9 protein-coding genes are annotated in these 14596 nt (G+C 69.2%); 3 read left to right on the top strand and 6 right to left on the bottom strand.

Translation table 11 applies throughout. The features are described 5' to 3' along the window. Positions 1-21 precede the first annotated feature (21 nt). Positions 22-2394 carry a DUF6049 family protein gene (locus ACF073_RS26715; protein ID WP_392073912.1) on the bottom strand — a complete coding sequence of 791 codons (2373 nt, stop codon included), beginning with the start codon at positions 2392-2394 and terminating at the stop codon, positions 22-24. Between the two features lie 257 nt (positions 2395-2651). Between ACF073_RS26715 and ACF073_RS26710 the strand changes: the two genes are divergently transcribed. Continuing rightward, complete coding sequence (locus ACF073_RS26710) at positions 2652-4094, top strand: CCA tRNA nucleotidyltransferase (RefSeq protein ID WP_392073911.1); 1443 nt, start codon at positions 2652-2654, stop codon at positions 4092-4094. Positions 4095-4198: 104 nt separating this feature from the next. On the opposite strand, the gene ACF073_RS26705 is transcribed toward ACF073_RS26710, so the two are convergent. From ACF073_RS26705 to ACF073_RS26695, 3 genes are all read right to left on the bottom strand, one after another. Further along, positions 4199-5500, bottom strand: a complete 1302-nt coding sequence (locus ACF073_RS26705) for an MFS transporter (RefSeq protein ID WP_392073910.1) — start codon at positions 5498-5500, stop codon at positions 4199-4201. Between the two features lie 125 nt (positions 5501-5625). Further along, the gene (locus ACF073_RS26700; RefSeq protein WP_392073909.1) at positions 5626-6708 is read right to left on the bottom strand and encodes an inositol-3-phosphate synthase; all 1083 of its coding nucleotides are present in this window, start codon (positions 6706-6708) and stop codon (positions 5626-5628) included. A gap of 44 nt (positions 6709-6752) precedes the next feature. Then, entirely contained in the window at positions 6753-7436 is a 684-nt protein-coding gene (locus tag ACF073_RS26695) for a helix-turn-helix transcriptional regulator (RefSeq protein ID WP_392073908.1), read from the bottom strand. 395 nt (positions 7437-7831) lie between these two features. On the opposite strand from ACF073_RS26695, the gene ACF073_RS26690 reads away from it, so the two are divergent. Together ACF073_RS26690 and ACF073_RS26685 are read left to right on the top strand one after the other, a co-directional pair. Further along, positions 7832-10540, top strand: a complete 2709-nt coding sequence (locus ACF073_RS26690; protein ID WP_392073907.1) for a transglycosylase domain-containing protein — start codon at positions 7832-7834, stop codon at positions 10538-10540. Between the two features lie 120 nt (positions 10541-10660). Further along, positions 10661-12223, top strand: a complete 1563-nt coding sequence (locus tag ACF073_RS26685; protein ID WP_392073906.1) for a glycosyltransferase family 87 protein — start codon at positions 10661-10663, stop codon at positions 12221-12223. Positions 12224-12299: 76 nt separating this feature from the next. Here ACF073_RS26685 and ACF073_RS26680 read toward each other — a convergent pair whose 3' ends face one another. Together ACF073_RS26680 and ACF073_RS26675 are read right to left on the bottom strand one after the other, a co-directional pair. Next, complete coding sequence (locus ACF073_RS26680) at positions 12300-13331, bottom strand: alanine racemase (protein WP_392073905.1); 1032 nt, start codon at positions 13329-13331, stop codon at positions 12300-12302. A gap of 85 nt (positions 13332-13416) precedes the next feature. Next, positions 13417-14538 carry a lipid II:glycine glycyltransferase FemX gene (locus ACF073_RS26675; RefSeq protein ID WP_392073904.1) on the bottom strand — a complete coding sequence of 374 codons (1122 nt, stop codon included), beginning with the start codon at positions 14536-14538 and terminating at the stop codon, positions 13417-13419. Positions 14539-14596: the final 58 nt, after the last annotated feature.

Genomic DNA, 14596 nt, shown 5'->3' with positions numbered 1-14596 from the left:
GCCCACCGGCCACGACATCGCTCAACGGTCCACTCTCTCACCCGTCCCGGACGGGTCGGCGCTTTCCGGTGCGGTGTCCGGCGCAGGGTCACTCGGCTGCTCCGGCTCGTCTGCCCCGGGGGCGGAGTCGGATTCTTCCGGGAGACGGTCTCCGGGGGCCTCGGGGTTCCCGGGTTCTTCCGGGCCCTGCCCCGCGGTGCCGGGGCCGTCGTCGCCGGACTGCCGGGCGGCGGCGCGCTTGCGCTGCGTGTACATCCGGAAGCCGGCCAGGACGAGGAGCAGGACACCGCCGCCGATGACCAGCATCACCGTGGGCGTGACCTCGGTGACCTTCACGTCGAAGGTCACGGGCTCGCCGTACTTCTGGCCGTCCTGGGTGTACAGCTGCGCGAGGACGGTGACCCGGCCGTTGGCGTTGGCCGAGGTGGTGAACTTCACCGACTGGCTGTGCCCGCCGGAGACCTCCACGGGCTGTTCGTAGTAGGCGTTGCCGCCGATCTTCAGGCGGGTCGGCTGGGTCGAGGTGAGACGCAGCACCAGATGGCCGACGGGCTGGACGAGGTTGTTCTGGACCGTGACCGGGATGGTGGCGCTGCGGCCGGAGAGCTTGGTCTCGGACTTGTCGATCAGGTCGACCTGCCGGGCCAGCTCGTCGAGCCATGCCTCCACGCCGCCCCGGTAGCTGTCCGCCTCACCGCCGCGTCCGCGCCACGACGTGGACATCTCCCGGTTTATGGCCCGGCCGAACGGCGTGACCACGCGGGACTGGTCGGTGAGGATCACCCGGAAGTTGTCGAGCTTGTCCTGGGTGCGGGCGATCTGCTCGAAGGCCGCCCTCGGCAGCTCCTGCCGGCGCAGGGAGGAGGGGTAGACGGACGTCGACGGGATGCGCGTGGTGGCGCCCGGGTCGGGCTTGTCCTCGGCCGCCGCGGTGAGGTCCTGCGGTTCCGCCCAGGTGCCGCCCTGGAGCGCCTTCAGCGCCGCCGCCATCGCCTGCGCCTGGCTCGCCGTGGGGATGCGCTGCGGGGCGACGACGATGCTGCGCTGCTTGTCCGTCTGCGTGTTCAGCTCCAGGCTCTGGGCCAGGAATCGCTGCACGGCGAGGGTGGCCGAGCCCGCCTTGGTCAGATCGCCCTCGAACGCCGTGGACAGCCGGGCGTCGGCGACCACCGCCGTGGTGCCGCCGCCGACCGGGCGGGCGGCGGACGGCGTGTACGGCAGTCCGGAGGTGTCCTGGAGGCTGTCGCTGCGGGCGATCACCCGGTCCGCCCCGGCGGAGGTCGCGACCTTCATGATCGACGGATCCACGGCGCCGTTCACGGGCCAGGCGAAGTCCGTGCTGGGTGTGACGTGCAGCACGGTCTTGACGGTCGTCGTGGCGACGTCGGTGGCGTCCTTGAGATGACTCAGCGACCCGGTGACGCTGGTGCCCCGGTGTGCCAGGGAGGCCAGGTCCGGGTCGGCGAAGGGCAGCGCGACGACCTCCTTGCCGGCCACCGCCTTCTGCAGCCCGGCCAGCCACTGCTTGGCGAGCGCCTGGTGCTCCCGAGAGCCGGGTGTGCTGGTGCCGTCGGGTCCCTGGATCCGGTAGTTGCCCACGGCCATCGCGTCGACCGAGGCCAGCAGGTCCGGGTCGATCACCCAGGTGACGTCGAGGTCCTTGCCCAGGTCCACCATCTGGGCCAGCCGGCCGCCGGGGGCCAGCTCCTTGGCCAGGTCGTCATCGCGGAACTCCGGCGTCTGCAGCTCGCCCGCGCCCGTCTTGGCCGTCATGTGGACCGTGGAGAGCAGCGGCCACAGGTACGTCGTCCTCGTCTTGGTGTCGGCGTCCGACGGCTGCCACGGCAGGAACGTCCGCTGGACGCCGAGCACGTGGTCCCACTGCTGGGCGGAGGTCTGGCCGGACAGGGCGACCGCGAACTCGTAGACCCCTTGCTCGCCGAGGTCGAGCTTGTCCATGGGGACGGAGATGCTGAAGTGCTCGGCGACGCCCGGGGCCAGCTTGTCGAAGTTCTCCTCGTACTTGTCGCCGACGTCGGAGCCGGAGACGGCCTGCGGTTCGTCGGAGTGCTGGGCCACGGAGTCGATGGCCGAGCGGCTGGTCAGCGGGGAGCCCACCCGCAGGCCCACATGCGCGTCGGTGACGGCCCGCCTGCCGGTGTTGGTCACCGTGCCGGACACGGTCAGCGTGTCGCCGTCCGTGGGGGCACTGGGGCTGAGCGAGTCCAGGGAGACGGACACCGTGCCGGAGGAGGCGGCCTGGGCCGGCGCGGCGGCGGGCAGCTGGAGCAGGCCGGCCAGCACGGGCGTCGCGGCGAGAAGTGCTCCCGCGCGGCGCAGCCACCGGCGGGCAGGTGAGGCACTGGTCCCCTGGAAGTCAGCCGCCTCGGCCACGCGCTCGCCCGTCCCTCGTCGTCGTCAGTGGTCGTCGGAATGTGCGTCCACGCATGGTAACGATGCGCGCTGAACGGAAGTGCCGCGGTCTCCTTCACAAGATCGAGGAACGGCCACGACCCGTCCCCTATATCCAGTATCGAGGGGAGAGCTGCCGTACGCCGCAAGAGCAGCGCTTGCGGGGGTATGCCGGGAGCCGTCCGCACGGGCTTGACGGGGGCGCTCCGGGCGGCGCGAGGCACGTACCCTTTTCTGTTGTGCCGAACCCCAACGAAGACACCCCCTCCGCTCTGAGCCAGGCGCAGCAGCGCGCAGTCACCGAACTACTGCGAGTGGCGCCCGTCGCCGACGATCTCGCCCGCCGATTCCAGGAAGCCGGGTTCTCGCTCGCCCTGGTCGGCGGGTCGGTCCGCGACGCGCTGCTCGGCCGGCTCGGCAACGACCTGGACTTCACCACCGACGCTCGTCCCGAGGACGTGCTGAAGATCGTCCGACCATGGGCGGACGCCCTCTGGGAGGTGGGCATCGCCTTCGGCACGGTCGGCGCGCACAAGGACGGTTACCAGATCGAGATCACGACCTACCGGTCGGAGGCGTACGACCGCACCTCGCGCAAGCCCGAGGTGTCGTACGGCGACTCGATCGAGGAGGATCTGGTCCGCCGGGACTTCACGGTCAACGCGATGGCCGTGGCGCTGCCGGAGAAGGAGTTCATCGATCCGCACGGCGGCCTGGGTGATCTCGCGGCGCGGGTGCTGCGGACACCGGGCACACCCGAGGAGTCCTTCTCGGACGACCCCCTGCGCATGATGCGGGCCGCCCGCTTCGCCGCTCAGCTGGACTTCGAGGTCGCCCCCGAGGTCGTCGCCGCCATGACGGACATGGCGGAACGCATCGAGATCGTCTCGGCGGAGCGGGTCCGGGACGAGCTGAACAAGCTGATCCTCGCCGCGCACCCCCGCGGGGGCCTGACCCTGCTCGTCGACACCGGGATCGCCTCCCATGTCCTGCCCGAGCTGCCGGCGCTCCGCCTGGAGAGCGACGAGCACCACCGGCACAAGGACGTCTACGAACACACGCTGATCGTCCTGGAACAGGCGATCGCGCTGGAGCAGGACGGCCCCGACCTCACGCTCCGCCTGGCCGCGCTGCTGCATGACATCGGCAAGCCGCGTACCCGCCGCTTCGAGACGGACGGCCGGGTCTCCTTCCACCACCACGAGGTGGTCGGCGCCAAGATGACCAAGAAGCGCATGACCGCCTTGAAGTACTCCAACGAGCTGGTGAAGGAGGTCTCGCGGCTGGTCGAACTCCACCTGCGCTTCCACGGCTACGGCACCGGGGAGTGGACGGACTCGGCTGTCCGCCGGTACGTCCGTGACGCCGGCCCGCTGCTGGACCGACTGCACAAGCTGACCCGCTCCGACTGCACCACGCGGAACAAGCGGAAGGCGGCGACGCTGTCCCGGGCCTACGACGGCCTGGAGGAGCGCATCGCCCAGCTGAAGGAGCAGGAGGAGCTGGACTCCATCCGCCCCGACCTCGACGGCAACCAGATCATGGAGATCCTGGGGGTCGGCCCGGGGCCGGCCGTCGGCAAGGCGTACAAGCACATGCTGGAGCTGCGCCTGGAGCACGGCCCGATGGAGCACGAGGCCGCGGTGGCGGCGCTGAAGGAATGGTGGGCCACGGAGAGCTGAGCCGGCCAGGCCGGATGTTTCACGTGAAACATCCGGCCCGGACGACGACACCAAGGGGCGATGTTTCACGTGAAACATCGCCCCTCGCTCTGTCCGGCCGGCCCTTACTCCGTCCCGCTGTTTCCCACGGTGATCTCGCCCGCGCGCCGACGTTCGAAGCGGGCCAGGGTCACGGCGATCACGCCGTAGAGGGTGGCGACGAGCACCACCAGTGCCGGCGAGCGGCCGTCCGGCGGAAGGATCAGGGCCGCCACGCCCGCCGCGCCGACGAAGGCGACATTGAAGAGGACGTCGTACACGGAGAAGATCCGGCCGCGGAACCCGTCGTCGACGCGGGCCTGGACGACCGTGTCCGTAGCGATCTTGGCGCCCTGGGTGATCAGCCCCAGGACGAAGGCCGCGATCATGAGCGGCCCGGTGGAGAACGGAAGGCCCAGGGCGGGCTCCAGCACCATGGCCGCACCGGAGCACACCACGATCCAGCGGCCCGGGCCGAGCCGTCCCACGGCCCAGGGCGTCACCGCGGCCGCCGCGAAGAATCCCGCGCCGGAGAGCGCCAGCGCCAGTCCGAGCAGCCGCAGCCCCTCCTCCGGGGTGTCGGCGAGGGCATAGCGGCAGAGCATGAGCAGCAGGACGAGGAGCGCGCCGTAGCAGAAGCGCATCAGCGTCATCGCGGCCAGCGCCCAGGCCGCCTCCCTGCGTCGGGGAGCCGTCAGATGCCGGACGGCCGCGAGCAGCTCGCGTGCCGTCTCGGCGAGCGCCGTGGCGAGCCGGGGCCGGGCGGGGTGCCGGTCGGGGCCGAGCAGGCCGGGAGGCAGGCGCAGGGACATCATGCTCGCGCAGAGATAGAGGAAGGCTCCGAGCAGCACCACTGCCGCGTCCGAGTCCGATGCCACGATCCGTACGCCGAAGGCCAGCCCCCCGCCCGCGGTCGCGGCCAGGGTGCCGGCCGTCGGGGAGAGCGAGTTGGCCACCACCAGGCGCTCGGTGTCGACGACTCGGGGCAGGGCGGCGGACAGCCCGGCGAGGACGAACCGGTTGACGGCGGTGACACACAGCGCGGAGACGTAGAAGAGCCAGTCGGGAGCGTGGCCGAGCATCAGTACGGCGGTGGCCGCGGCCAGCAGGGCACGCAGCAGATTGCCGTACACGAAGACCTGCCGGCGCCGCCAGCGGTCCAGCAGGACACCGGCGAACGGGCCGACCAGTGAGTAGGGGAGCAGCAGGACCGCCATCGCCGAGGCGATCGCGGCGGCCGAGGCCTGCTTCTCCGGGGAGAAGACGACGTACGCGGCGAGCGCGACCTGGTAGACGCCGTCGGCGCCCTGGGACAGGAGGCGGACGTACAGCAGGTGCCTGAAGTGCCGCAGGCGCGACAGCAGGCGCAGGTCACGTACGACGGGCATGGGCGACAGCCTCACATATGCGGAAGGTCCCCGGGTCGGGAAACCCGGGGACCTTCACTGCCCTGGCAGGAGCGTTCTCGTGCGAGCGGTGCGCGGCGCGTCAGCGCGCGCCGCGCCGGGTCGAGCTAGCGCTCGACGTCACCGCGGATGAACTTCTCGACGTTCTCGCGGGCCTCGTCGTCGAAGTACTGGACCGGCGGGGACTTCATGAAGTACGAGGAGGCCGACAGGATCGGGCCGCCGATGCCGCGGTCCTTGGCGATCTTCGCGGCGCGCAGGGCGTCGATGATGACACCCGCGGAGTTCGGGGAGTCCCAGACCTCGAGCTTGTACTCCAGGTTCAGCGGGACGTCACCGAAGGCGCGGCCCTCGAGGCGGACGTAGGCCCACTTGCGGTCGTCCAGCCACGCGACGTAGTCGGACGGGCCGATGTGGACGTTCTTCTCGCCGAGGTCCCGGTCGGGGATCTGGGAGGTGACGGCCTGCGTCTTGGAGATCTTCTTGGACTCCAGGCGCTCACGCTCGAGCATGTTCTTGAAGTCCATGTTGCCGCCGACGTTCAGCTGCATCGTGCGGTCCAGGATGACACCGCGGTCCTCGAACAGCTTCGCCATGACGCGGTGCGTGATGGTGGCGCCGACCTGGGACTTGATGTCGTCACCGACGATCGGCACACCGGCCTCGGTGAACTTGTCCGCCCACTCCTTGGTACCGGCGATGAAGACCGGGAGGGCGTTGACGAAGCCGACCTTGGCGTCGATGGCGCACTGGGCGTAGAACTTCGCCGCGTCCTCGGAACCGACGGGCAGGTAGCAGACCAGGACGTCGACCTGCTTGTCCTTGAGGATCTGGACGACGTCGACCGGCTCGGCGTCCGACTCCTCGATGGTCTCGCGGTAGTACTTGCCGAGACCGTCGAGGGTGTGGCCGCGCTGGACGGTCACACCGGAGTTCGGCACGTCGCAGATCTTGATGGTGTTGTTCTCGGAGGCGCCGATCGCGTCCGCGAGGTCGAGGCCGACCTTCTTCGCGTCGACATCGAAGGCGGCGACGAACTCGATGTCACGCACGTGGTAGTCGCCGAACTGCACGTGCATGAGGCCGGGCACCTTGGACGCCGCGTCGGCGTCCTTGTAGTACTCGACTCCCTGCACCAGCGACGCGGCGCAGTTGCCCACGCCGACGATGGCTACGCGAACCGAACCCATTCCGGTTGCTCCCTGTGTGTACGAGTGAGGCCCTGAGTTGGGTCTCACGAGGCGGTGTCGCCGGGCGGATCCGTCCGGGGGGTGTCCCCGGGACGGGGCAGGCCGCCCGTCGATCCAGTGGTGGTGTCCTGCTGAGCGGATTCCCCGGAAGCCGAACCTCTCAGGTCCCGTCCGGCCCGCTCGCTCTCGATCAGCTCGTTCAGCCAGCGCACTTCGCGCTCCACGGACTCCATTCCGTGGCGCTGGAGCTCGAGCGTGTAGTCGTCGAGGCGCTCCCGGGTGCGTGCCAGGGAGGCGCGCATCTTCTCCAGGCGCTCCTCCAGGCGGCTGCGCCGGCCCTCCAGGACGCGCATGCGCACATCGCGCGACGTCTGTCCGAAGAAGGCGAACCGCGCGGCGAAGTGCTCGTCCTCGTACGCGTCGGGTCCGGTCTGGGAGAGCAGTTCCTCGAAGTGGTCCTTGCCGTCCGCCGTCAGCCGATAGACGATCTTGGCGCGGCGTCCGGCGAGGGGGGCGGCGACTGCGTCGTCCGGGGTGTTCCCGGATTCCTCGATCAACCAGCCGTTGACGACCAGCGTCTTGAGGCAGGGGTAGAGCGTCCCGTAGCTGAACGCTCGGAACACACCCAGCGAGGTGTTCAGCCGTTTGCGCAGCTCGTAGCCGTGCATCGGGGACTCCCGCAGCAGGCCGAGCACGGCGAACTCAAGGATGCCGGAGCGCCGGCTCATCGTCGCCTCCTCTCGGTCCCGCAGGTCGTCCCGCAGGTCTCGCAGTGCCTGTCAGCGCCTTTATCTCGCGCTGATGTATCGACTCGATACATCACGACGATAGAACGGCCGTCCGCGAGCGACAAGAGGGACAGCGGTGAACGGGATCACATCACCGATTCGTTGCAGGCAAGTTGCCTGTTTTGGGGTGAACTTCGGGGCTCGGAGGGTTTTGGTGGTGCGTAGTCTGTGCGGCATGCACACCACCGGGAACCGCGTGACGCCTGGGGAGCGTCATGGTCCCCGGTGCAGTACGGGTGAATGCAGAACCGACCACATCCGTACTTCGGGGGGACCGGAAACCAGCCGCCGTTCCAGGCGCGCACGGGTGCGCCTGCCCGAGGAGTAATCGTTCGATGAGCGAGCACCGTCGCAAACCGCCGCCGCCGCAGGGAGGCGGACGTGCCGCGGCCCGACGCGGCCAGTCCGGCTCGTCCTCCGGCCGCCGTGCGGCACCGCGAGGCGCCACCGGATCTCCTGCCGACTCCTATGAGTCCAGTTCCCATGGGTCGGAGTCCGCTGGCCCGGGAGGTGAGGAGCGTTCCTACGGCGGCCGTGCCGAAGCCCGTCGTGCGGCGCAGAAGGGCAGCCGCCGCAGAGCGGCCGAGAACGCCGGTCCCGGCGGCCGGCGGGGCGGCCCGGGCGGGCCGTCCGGCCCCGGACGCGGCAAGGGCCGCGCGACGACGGCGCCCGGCAAGAAGAGGTTCATCGACTACCCCAGGGCCGGCAAGTACGGCTGGCGGCGCTGGATGCCGTCCTGGAAGCTGGCCAGCGGGCTGTTCATCGGCTTCGTCGGCAGCCTGGTGGCGATGGTCGGCGTCGGCTACGCGATGGTCTCGATCCCGAACGAGAACGACGCGGCCAAGTCGCAGAACAACGTCTACTACTGGGCCGACGGCAAGCAGATGGTGGCCACCGGCACCGGCGTGAACCGGCAGAACGTCAGCATCGACCAGATCCCCGAGGCGATGCGGTACGCGGTGATCTCCGCCGAGAACAAGTCCTTCTACCAGGACTCGGGTGTCGACCCCACGGGCATCGCGCGCGCCGTGGTGAACATGGCGCGCGGCGGCCAGACGCAGGGTGGCTCGACCATCACCCAGCAGTACGTGAAGAACACGTATCTGAGCCAGGAACAGTCGGTCAGCCGGAAGTTCAAGGAGATGTTCATCTCCATCAAGGTGGGGGCGAAGCTCAAGAAGAACCAGATCCTGCAGGGCTACCTCAACACCTCGTACTTCGGCCGGGGCGCGTACGGCATCCAGGCCGCGGCGCAGACCTACTACGGCAAGAACGCGGTCGACCTCCAGCCGAGCGAGTGCGCCGTCCTCGCGGCGCTGCTGAAGGGCCCGACGTACTACGACCCGGCGGGCAACCAGGACCTCGACAAGTCGGCGAGCCCGCAGGCCAACGAGAAGCGCTCCCAGGACCGCTGGCGCTGGATCCTCGGCGAGATGCACAAGGACAAGCGCCTCACCGACGCGCAGTACCAGAAGGCGATCGCGAAGTACCCCAGGCCCGACGGCCGCAAGGCGACCAGGGGCATGACCGGCCAGATCAGCTACCTGGCCGACACGGCGAAGAAGTACGTGCTCGCCCACTCCGACATCACGGAGGCGCAGTTCGACCGGGGCGGCTACCAGATCTACACGACGTTCGAGAAGAGCAAGGTCGACGCCCTGACCAAGGCCGTGAAGAACGTCCAGAAGGAGAACATCGACCCGAAACACCGTGATCTGGACAAGTACGTCCAGTTCGGTGCCGCGTCGGTGAAGCCCAAGGACGGGGCGATCGTGGCCCTCTACGGCGGCGACGGCTACGAGAACGGCCACTTCACCAACAACGCGGACACCTCCGGTGTACCCGTGGGTTCGACCTGGAAGCCGTTCGTGCTGGCCGCGGCCATGGAGTACGGCACCGTCAACTCCAAGAGCGGCGAGGGTGTCTCCCCGCTGAGCAAGTACAACGGCAACGACCACCTCAAGGTCCGGAAGCCGGATGGGTCGTACTACCTCAACAAGGACAACTCGTACTTCTTCCAGGAGAACGAGAGCAATCACCCCTGGGGCTACATCACTCTGCGCAAGGCGATGGAGCAATCCGTCAACACGCCGTTCGTGCAGCTCGGTGTCGATGTGGGCATGACGCACGTCCGGGACGTGGCCAAGAAGGCCGGCATCCTGGAACAGAGCATGTCGCAGGACCTCAACCCGTCCTTCGCCATCGGTACGTCCACGCCCAGTGCGATCCGCATGGCCGACGCCTACGCGACCTTCGCTGCGTCCGGCCAGCAGACGGACCCGTACTCCGTGACCGCGGTGAAGGCCAACGGCACCGACGAGCCCAGCTTCGCCAAGCCGAAGCCGAAGCTCACGACGGCGATGGACGCGAACATCGCCAACAACGTCACGGACGTCCTGCAGAACGTGATCCAGAACGGTACGGGCAAGAAGGCCCTGGCCCTCGGCCGTACGGCGGCGGGCAAGACCGGTACCACCGACGAGAACAAGTCGGCCTGGTTCGTCGGCTACACCCAGCAGCTGTCCACGTCGGTGGCGATGTTCCGCGAGAACCCCAAGGACCACAAGCTGCTGTCCATGAACGGCACGGCGGGCGTGGACTCCATCCATGGTGGTGACATCCCGACGCAGGTGTGGACCGAGTACATGCAGGCCGCGCTCAAGGGCAAGAACGACAACGGCTTCCCGAAGGCCACCGAGATCGGCTCGGTCCAGAACGAGGCGGGTGCCCCGACCCCGACCCCGAGCGCGACCATCAAGCCGAGCCCGACGCCGAGTGACACGCCGAGCCCGACGCCGACCGAGACGACCCCCTCCCCGACCCCGTCGGAGAGCGAGTCCTGCGACTTCGGCTGGGGCAACAACTGCAATGACGTCGGCGGTGGCACCGGTGGCATCGGAGGCACGGACACGGGCGGCAATACCGACGGAGGCACCACGCCGACGCCCACGGGTACGGAAACCACCGGACCCGGGACCACCCGGGGCAATGGCAACGGCACCGGCAACGGCACCGGAGGCTTCTTCGGAGGCGGGACCGGTTAGCCCGGCGATCCGACCGGTTGGCGACCATATCGCCCGCCAGGGGTGTTTCACGTGAAACATGGGCCGCCGCACCCACCAGGTGCGGCGGCCCTCGGTGTATTCCCAGACAGGTACGGCAGGATGTGCCCCATGCCCAGTGCAGAGATGACGCCCGCGAGCACGCACGCGCCCGAGCCCGTGCGGCCCGCCGCTGCGGAGCCGGTGCAGCCGACCCGGGAGGACGAGGTCGCCGCCGCCGGCAGTGAGCTGATCGGTGGCCCCCTGGGGCGCCGCGCCCTGCTCGGAACCTCCTGGTGGACGCCCGTACGGGTCGTGGCGCTCGTGGCGATCGGCATGTTCGCCCTCGGCCTCGTCCAGAAGGCGCCCTGCTACGACGGTGCCTGGTTCTTCGGCGCGAGCAGCCAGTACACGCACGCCTGCTACTCGGACATCCCGCACCTCTATCAGGGCCGCGGATTCGCCGACCATCTCGTGCCGTACTTCGACAAGCTCCCCGGGGACATGGACTACCTCGAATACCCGGTGCTCACCGGTGTGTTCATGGAGGTGGCGTCCTGGCTGACCCCGCACAGCGGCAGCATCCAGCACCAGGAGCAGTGGTACTGGTTCGTCAACGCCGGGATGCTGATGGTGTGCGCCGCCGTCATCGCCGTCTGCGTGGCCCGTACGCACCGCAGGCGCCCCTGGGACGGCCTGCTGGTCGCCCTGGCACCCGCCTTCGCGCTGACCGCGACCATCAACTGGGACCTGCTGGCGGTGGCGCTGACAGCCGCCGCGATGCTGATGTGGTCACGGGGCAGGGCGGTCGCCTTCGGTGTCCTGCTGGGGCTTGCCACGGCCGCCAAGCTGTATCCCGTCCTCTTGCTCGGCCCGCTGCTGGTGCTCTGCTGGCGGGCGGGCAAGTGGCGCGAGTTCTTCCAGGCCGCGGCCGGCGCGCTGGGCGCCTGGCTCGTGGTGAACCTGCCCGTGATGATCACGCACGACGCCTCAGGCTTCGGTATCCGCGAGGGCTGGGCGAAGTTCTACACCTTCAGCAAGGAGCGCGGTGTCGACTTCGGCTCCTTCTGGCTGATCTGGGCGCAGAACTCCAGCAACCCGCCCACCACCGGCTTCGTCAACAACGCGGCCACGGTCCTGGTGGTGCTGTGCTTCCTCGGCATCGCCGCGCTGACGTTCACCGCCCCGCGCCGGCCGCGCTTCGCGCAGCTGGCCTTCCTGATGGTGGCGGCCTTCGTCCTCACCAACAAGGTCTACTCGCCGCAGTACGTCCTGTGGCTGGTGCCGCTGGCGGTGCTCGCCCGGCCCAAGTGGCGGGACTTCCTGATCTGGCAGGCGTGCGAGGTGGCGTACTTCCTGGGCATCTGGCTGTACCTCGCCTACACGACCAGCGGAGACGCCCACAAGGGCCTGCCGACACAGGGCTACCACTGGGTGATCGCGGTGCATCTGCTGGGCACGCTGTACCTGTGTGCCGTGGTCGTACGGGACATCCTCATGCCCGAGCGGGACGTGGTGCGCCGGTCCGGTGACGACGATCCCTCCGGCGGGGTGCTCGACGGCGCTGAGGACGCGTTCGTCCTCGGTGCGGCCGCCCATCCGCCGCGGCACGCCGTCCACTTCGAGGGAGCTCAGGTGGACTGGGGACGGCCGGAGGCGCTGTCCTCCGACGAGCGTTCGCTCTGAGCGAACGCCCTCCTCGCGAACGCAGAAGGCCGTATCCGGCACCCCGGATACGGCCTTCTCGCTGTCCTGGCGGGACTCAGCGGTCCATGATGCGGTCGAACTGGGTGGTGGTGTGCCGCAGATGGGCCACCAGCTCGTCGCCCACCGTCGGCTCGGGGGCGTCCGAGGGCACGAACAGGATCGACACCTGCATGTGCGGCGGCTCGGCGAACCAGCGCTGCTTGCCGCCCCAGACGAACGGAGAAAGGTTCCGGTTGACCGTGGCGAGCCCGGCCCGTGCGACGCCCTTGGCGCGCGGCATGACGCCGTGCAGGGCCTTCGGGGCCTCCAGGCCCACCCCGTGCGACGTACCGCCCGCCACGACGACCAGGTAGCCGTCGGAGGCCGCCTTCTGCTGCCGGTAGCCGAACCGGTCGCCCTTCGCCACGCGCGTCACGTCCAGGACGGCACCGCGGTACTCGGTGGCGTCGTGGTCGCCCAGCCACAGCCGGGTGCCGATGCGGGCGCGGAACCGGGTCTGCGGGAACTGCTGCTGGAGCCGGGCCAGCTCGTCCGCCTTGAGGTGGCTGACGAACATCGTGTGCAGCGGCAGCCGGGCCGCGCGCAGCCGGTCCATCCAGCCGATGACCTCCTCGACGGCGTCCGAGCCGTCGGTGCGGTCCAGCGGCAGGTGGATGGCGAAGCCCTCCAGCCGGATGTTCTCTATGGCCTGGTGCAGCTGCGGCAGGTCCTGCTCGCTGATGCCGTGCCGCTTCATCGAGGACATCACCTCGATGACGACCCGGGCACCCACGAGGCCGTACACGCCGTCGATGGACGACACCGAGCGGACGACCCGGTCGGGCAGCGGCACCGGCTCCTCGCCGCGCCGGTACGGGGTCAGCACCAGCAGGTCACCGCTGAACCGGTCCTTGGTGCGTGCCGCCTCGTAGGTGGTGCCGACGGCGAGCAGGTCCGCACCGAGCCGCGTAGCCTCCTCCGAGAGGCGGTCGTGCCCGAAGCCGTAGCCGTTGCCCTTGCAGACCGGGACGAGTCCCGGGAACTGCTCCTGCACGTGCTTGTGGTGCGCCCGCCAGCGCGCGGTGTCGACGTAAAGCGTGAGCGCCATGGCCGGACCCGGAACCTTTCTCGTGGCTGCGGTAGATCAGAGGTGTGAGAGCTGTGAAGGCTATGGAATCAAACGCCCGCGCGGCTCAGCGACGCGACATGTAGATGTCGAGCGCCTTGTGGAGCAGCTTGTTGAGCGGGAAGTCCCATTCGCCGAGGTACTCGGCGGCCTGGCCGCCGGTGCCGACCTTGAACTGGATCAGGCCGAAGAGGTGGTCGGTCTCGTCCAGCGAGTCGGAGATGCCGCGCAGGTCGTAGACGGTGGCACCGAGCGCGTAGGCGTCGCGCAGCATCCGCCACTGCATCGCGTTCGACGGCCGGACCTCGCGGCCGATGTTGTCGGAGGCACCGTAGGAGTACCAGACGTGCCCGCCGACGATCAGCATCGTCGCCGCGGACAGGTTCACGCCGTTGTGACGGGCGAAGTACAGCCGCATGCGGTTGGGGTCCTCGGTGTTGAGGGCCGTCCACATGCGCTGGAAGTACGAGAGCGGGCGGGGCCGGAAGTGGTCGCGGACGGCCGTGATCTCGTACAGCCGCTGCCACTCGGCGAGGTCCTGGTAGCCGCCCTGGACGACCTCGACGCCGGCCTTCTCGGCCTTCTTGATGTTGCGGCGCCACAGCTGGTTGAAGTTCTTGTGGACCTCTTCCAGGGAGCGGTTCGCCAGCGGCACCTGGTAGACGTACCGGGGCTGCACATCGCCGAAGCCGGCGCCGCCGTCCTCGCCCTGCTGCCAGCCCATGCGGCGCAGCTTGTCGGCCACCTCGAAGGCGCGCGGCTCGATGAAGTCGGCCTCCAGGTCGCGCAGCCGCTTCACGTCCGGGTCCTGGATGCCTCTCTTGATGGTGTCCGCGTTCCACCGGCGGATGATCACCGGCGGACCCATCTTCACGGAGAAGGCGCCCTGCTGCTTCAGGTGCGCCAGCATCGGCTGGATCCAGTCGTCCAGGTTCGGCGCGTACCAGTTGATGACCGGGCCCTCGGGCAGATAGGCCAGGTAACGCTTGATCTTGGGCAGCTGGCGGTAGAGGACCATGCCCGCGCCGACCAGCTCGCCGGTGCGGTCGTCGAACCAGCCGAGGCTCTCCGAGCGCCACTCCGCCTTCACATCGGCCCAGGCCGGGACCTGCATGTGGCTCGCCGACGGCAGGCTCTGGATGTAGGCCAGATGCTGCTCGCGACTGATGGTCCTCAGGGTCAGGGTCATTCGGGGCGCTCCTCGGGCTGGTGTGTCCCCATGGGTACAGGGGCTCCGGCTCTCGCGC

The organism is Streptomyces sp. NPDC015171, from assembly GCF_043079545.1.
In the GTDB taxonomy this organism is placed as follows: domain Bacteria; phylum Actinomycetota; class Actinomycetes; order Streptomycetales; family Streptomycetaceae; genus Streptomyces.
The sequence above is the reverse complement of the archived record's forward strand: the minus strand, read 5'-3'. Positions and strand labels throughout refer to the sequence as shown.

What these genes read in the sequence shown, in the direction of transcription:
- ACF073_RS26675 (WP_392073904.1), bottom strand. Translation starts at nt 14,538, where the DNA reads ATGACCCTGACCCTGAGGACCATCAGTCGCGAGCAGCATCTGGCCTAC.
- ACF073_RS26700 (WP_392073909.1), bottom strand. Translation starts at nt 6,708, where the DNA reads ATGGGTTCGGTTCGCGTAGCCATCGTCGGCGTGGGCAACTGCGCCGCG.
- ACF073_RS26685 (WP_392073906.1), top strand. Translation starts at nt 10,661, where the DNA reads ATGTGCCCCATGCCCAGTGCAGAGATGACGCCCGCGAGCACGCACGCG.
- ACF073_RS26705 (WP_392073910.1), bottom strand. Translation starts at nt 5,500, where the DNA reads ATGCCCGTCGTACGTGACCTGCGCCTGCTGTCGCGCCTGCGGCACTTC.
- ACF073_RS26690 (WP_392073907.1), top strand. Translation starts at nt 7,832, where the DNA reads ATGAGCGAGCACCGTCGCAAACCGCCGCCGCCGCAGGGAGGCGGACGT.
- ACF073_RS26680 (WP_392073905.1), bottom strand. Translation starts at nt 13,331, where the DNA reads ATGGCGCTCACGCTTTACGTCGACACCGCGCGCTGGCGGGCGCACCAC.
- ACF073_RS26695 (WP_392073908.1), bottom strand. Translation starts at nt 7,436, where the DNA reads ATGAGCCGGCGCTCCGGCATCCTTGAGTTCGCCGTGCTCGGCCTGCTG.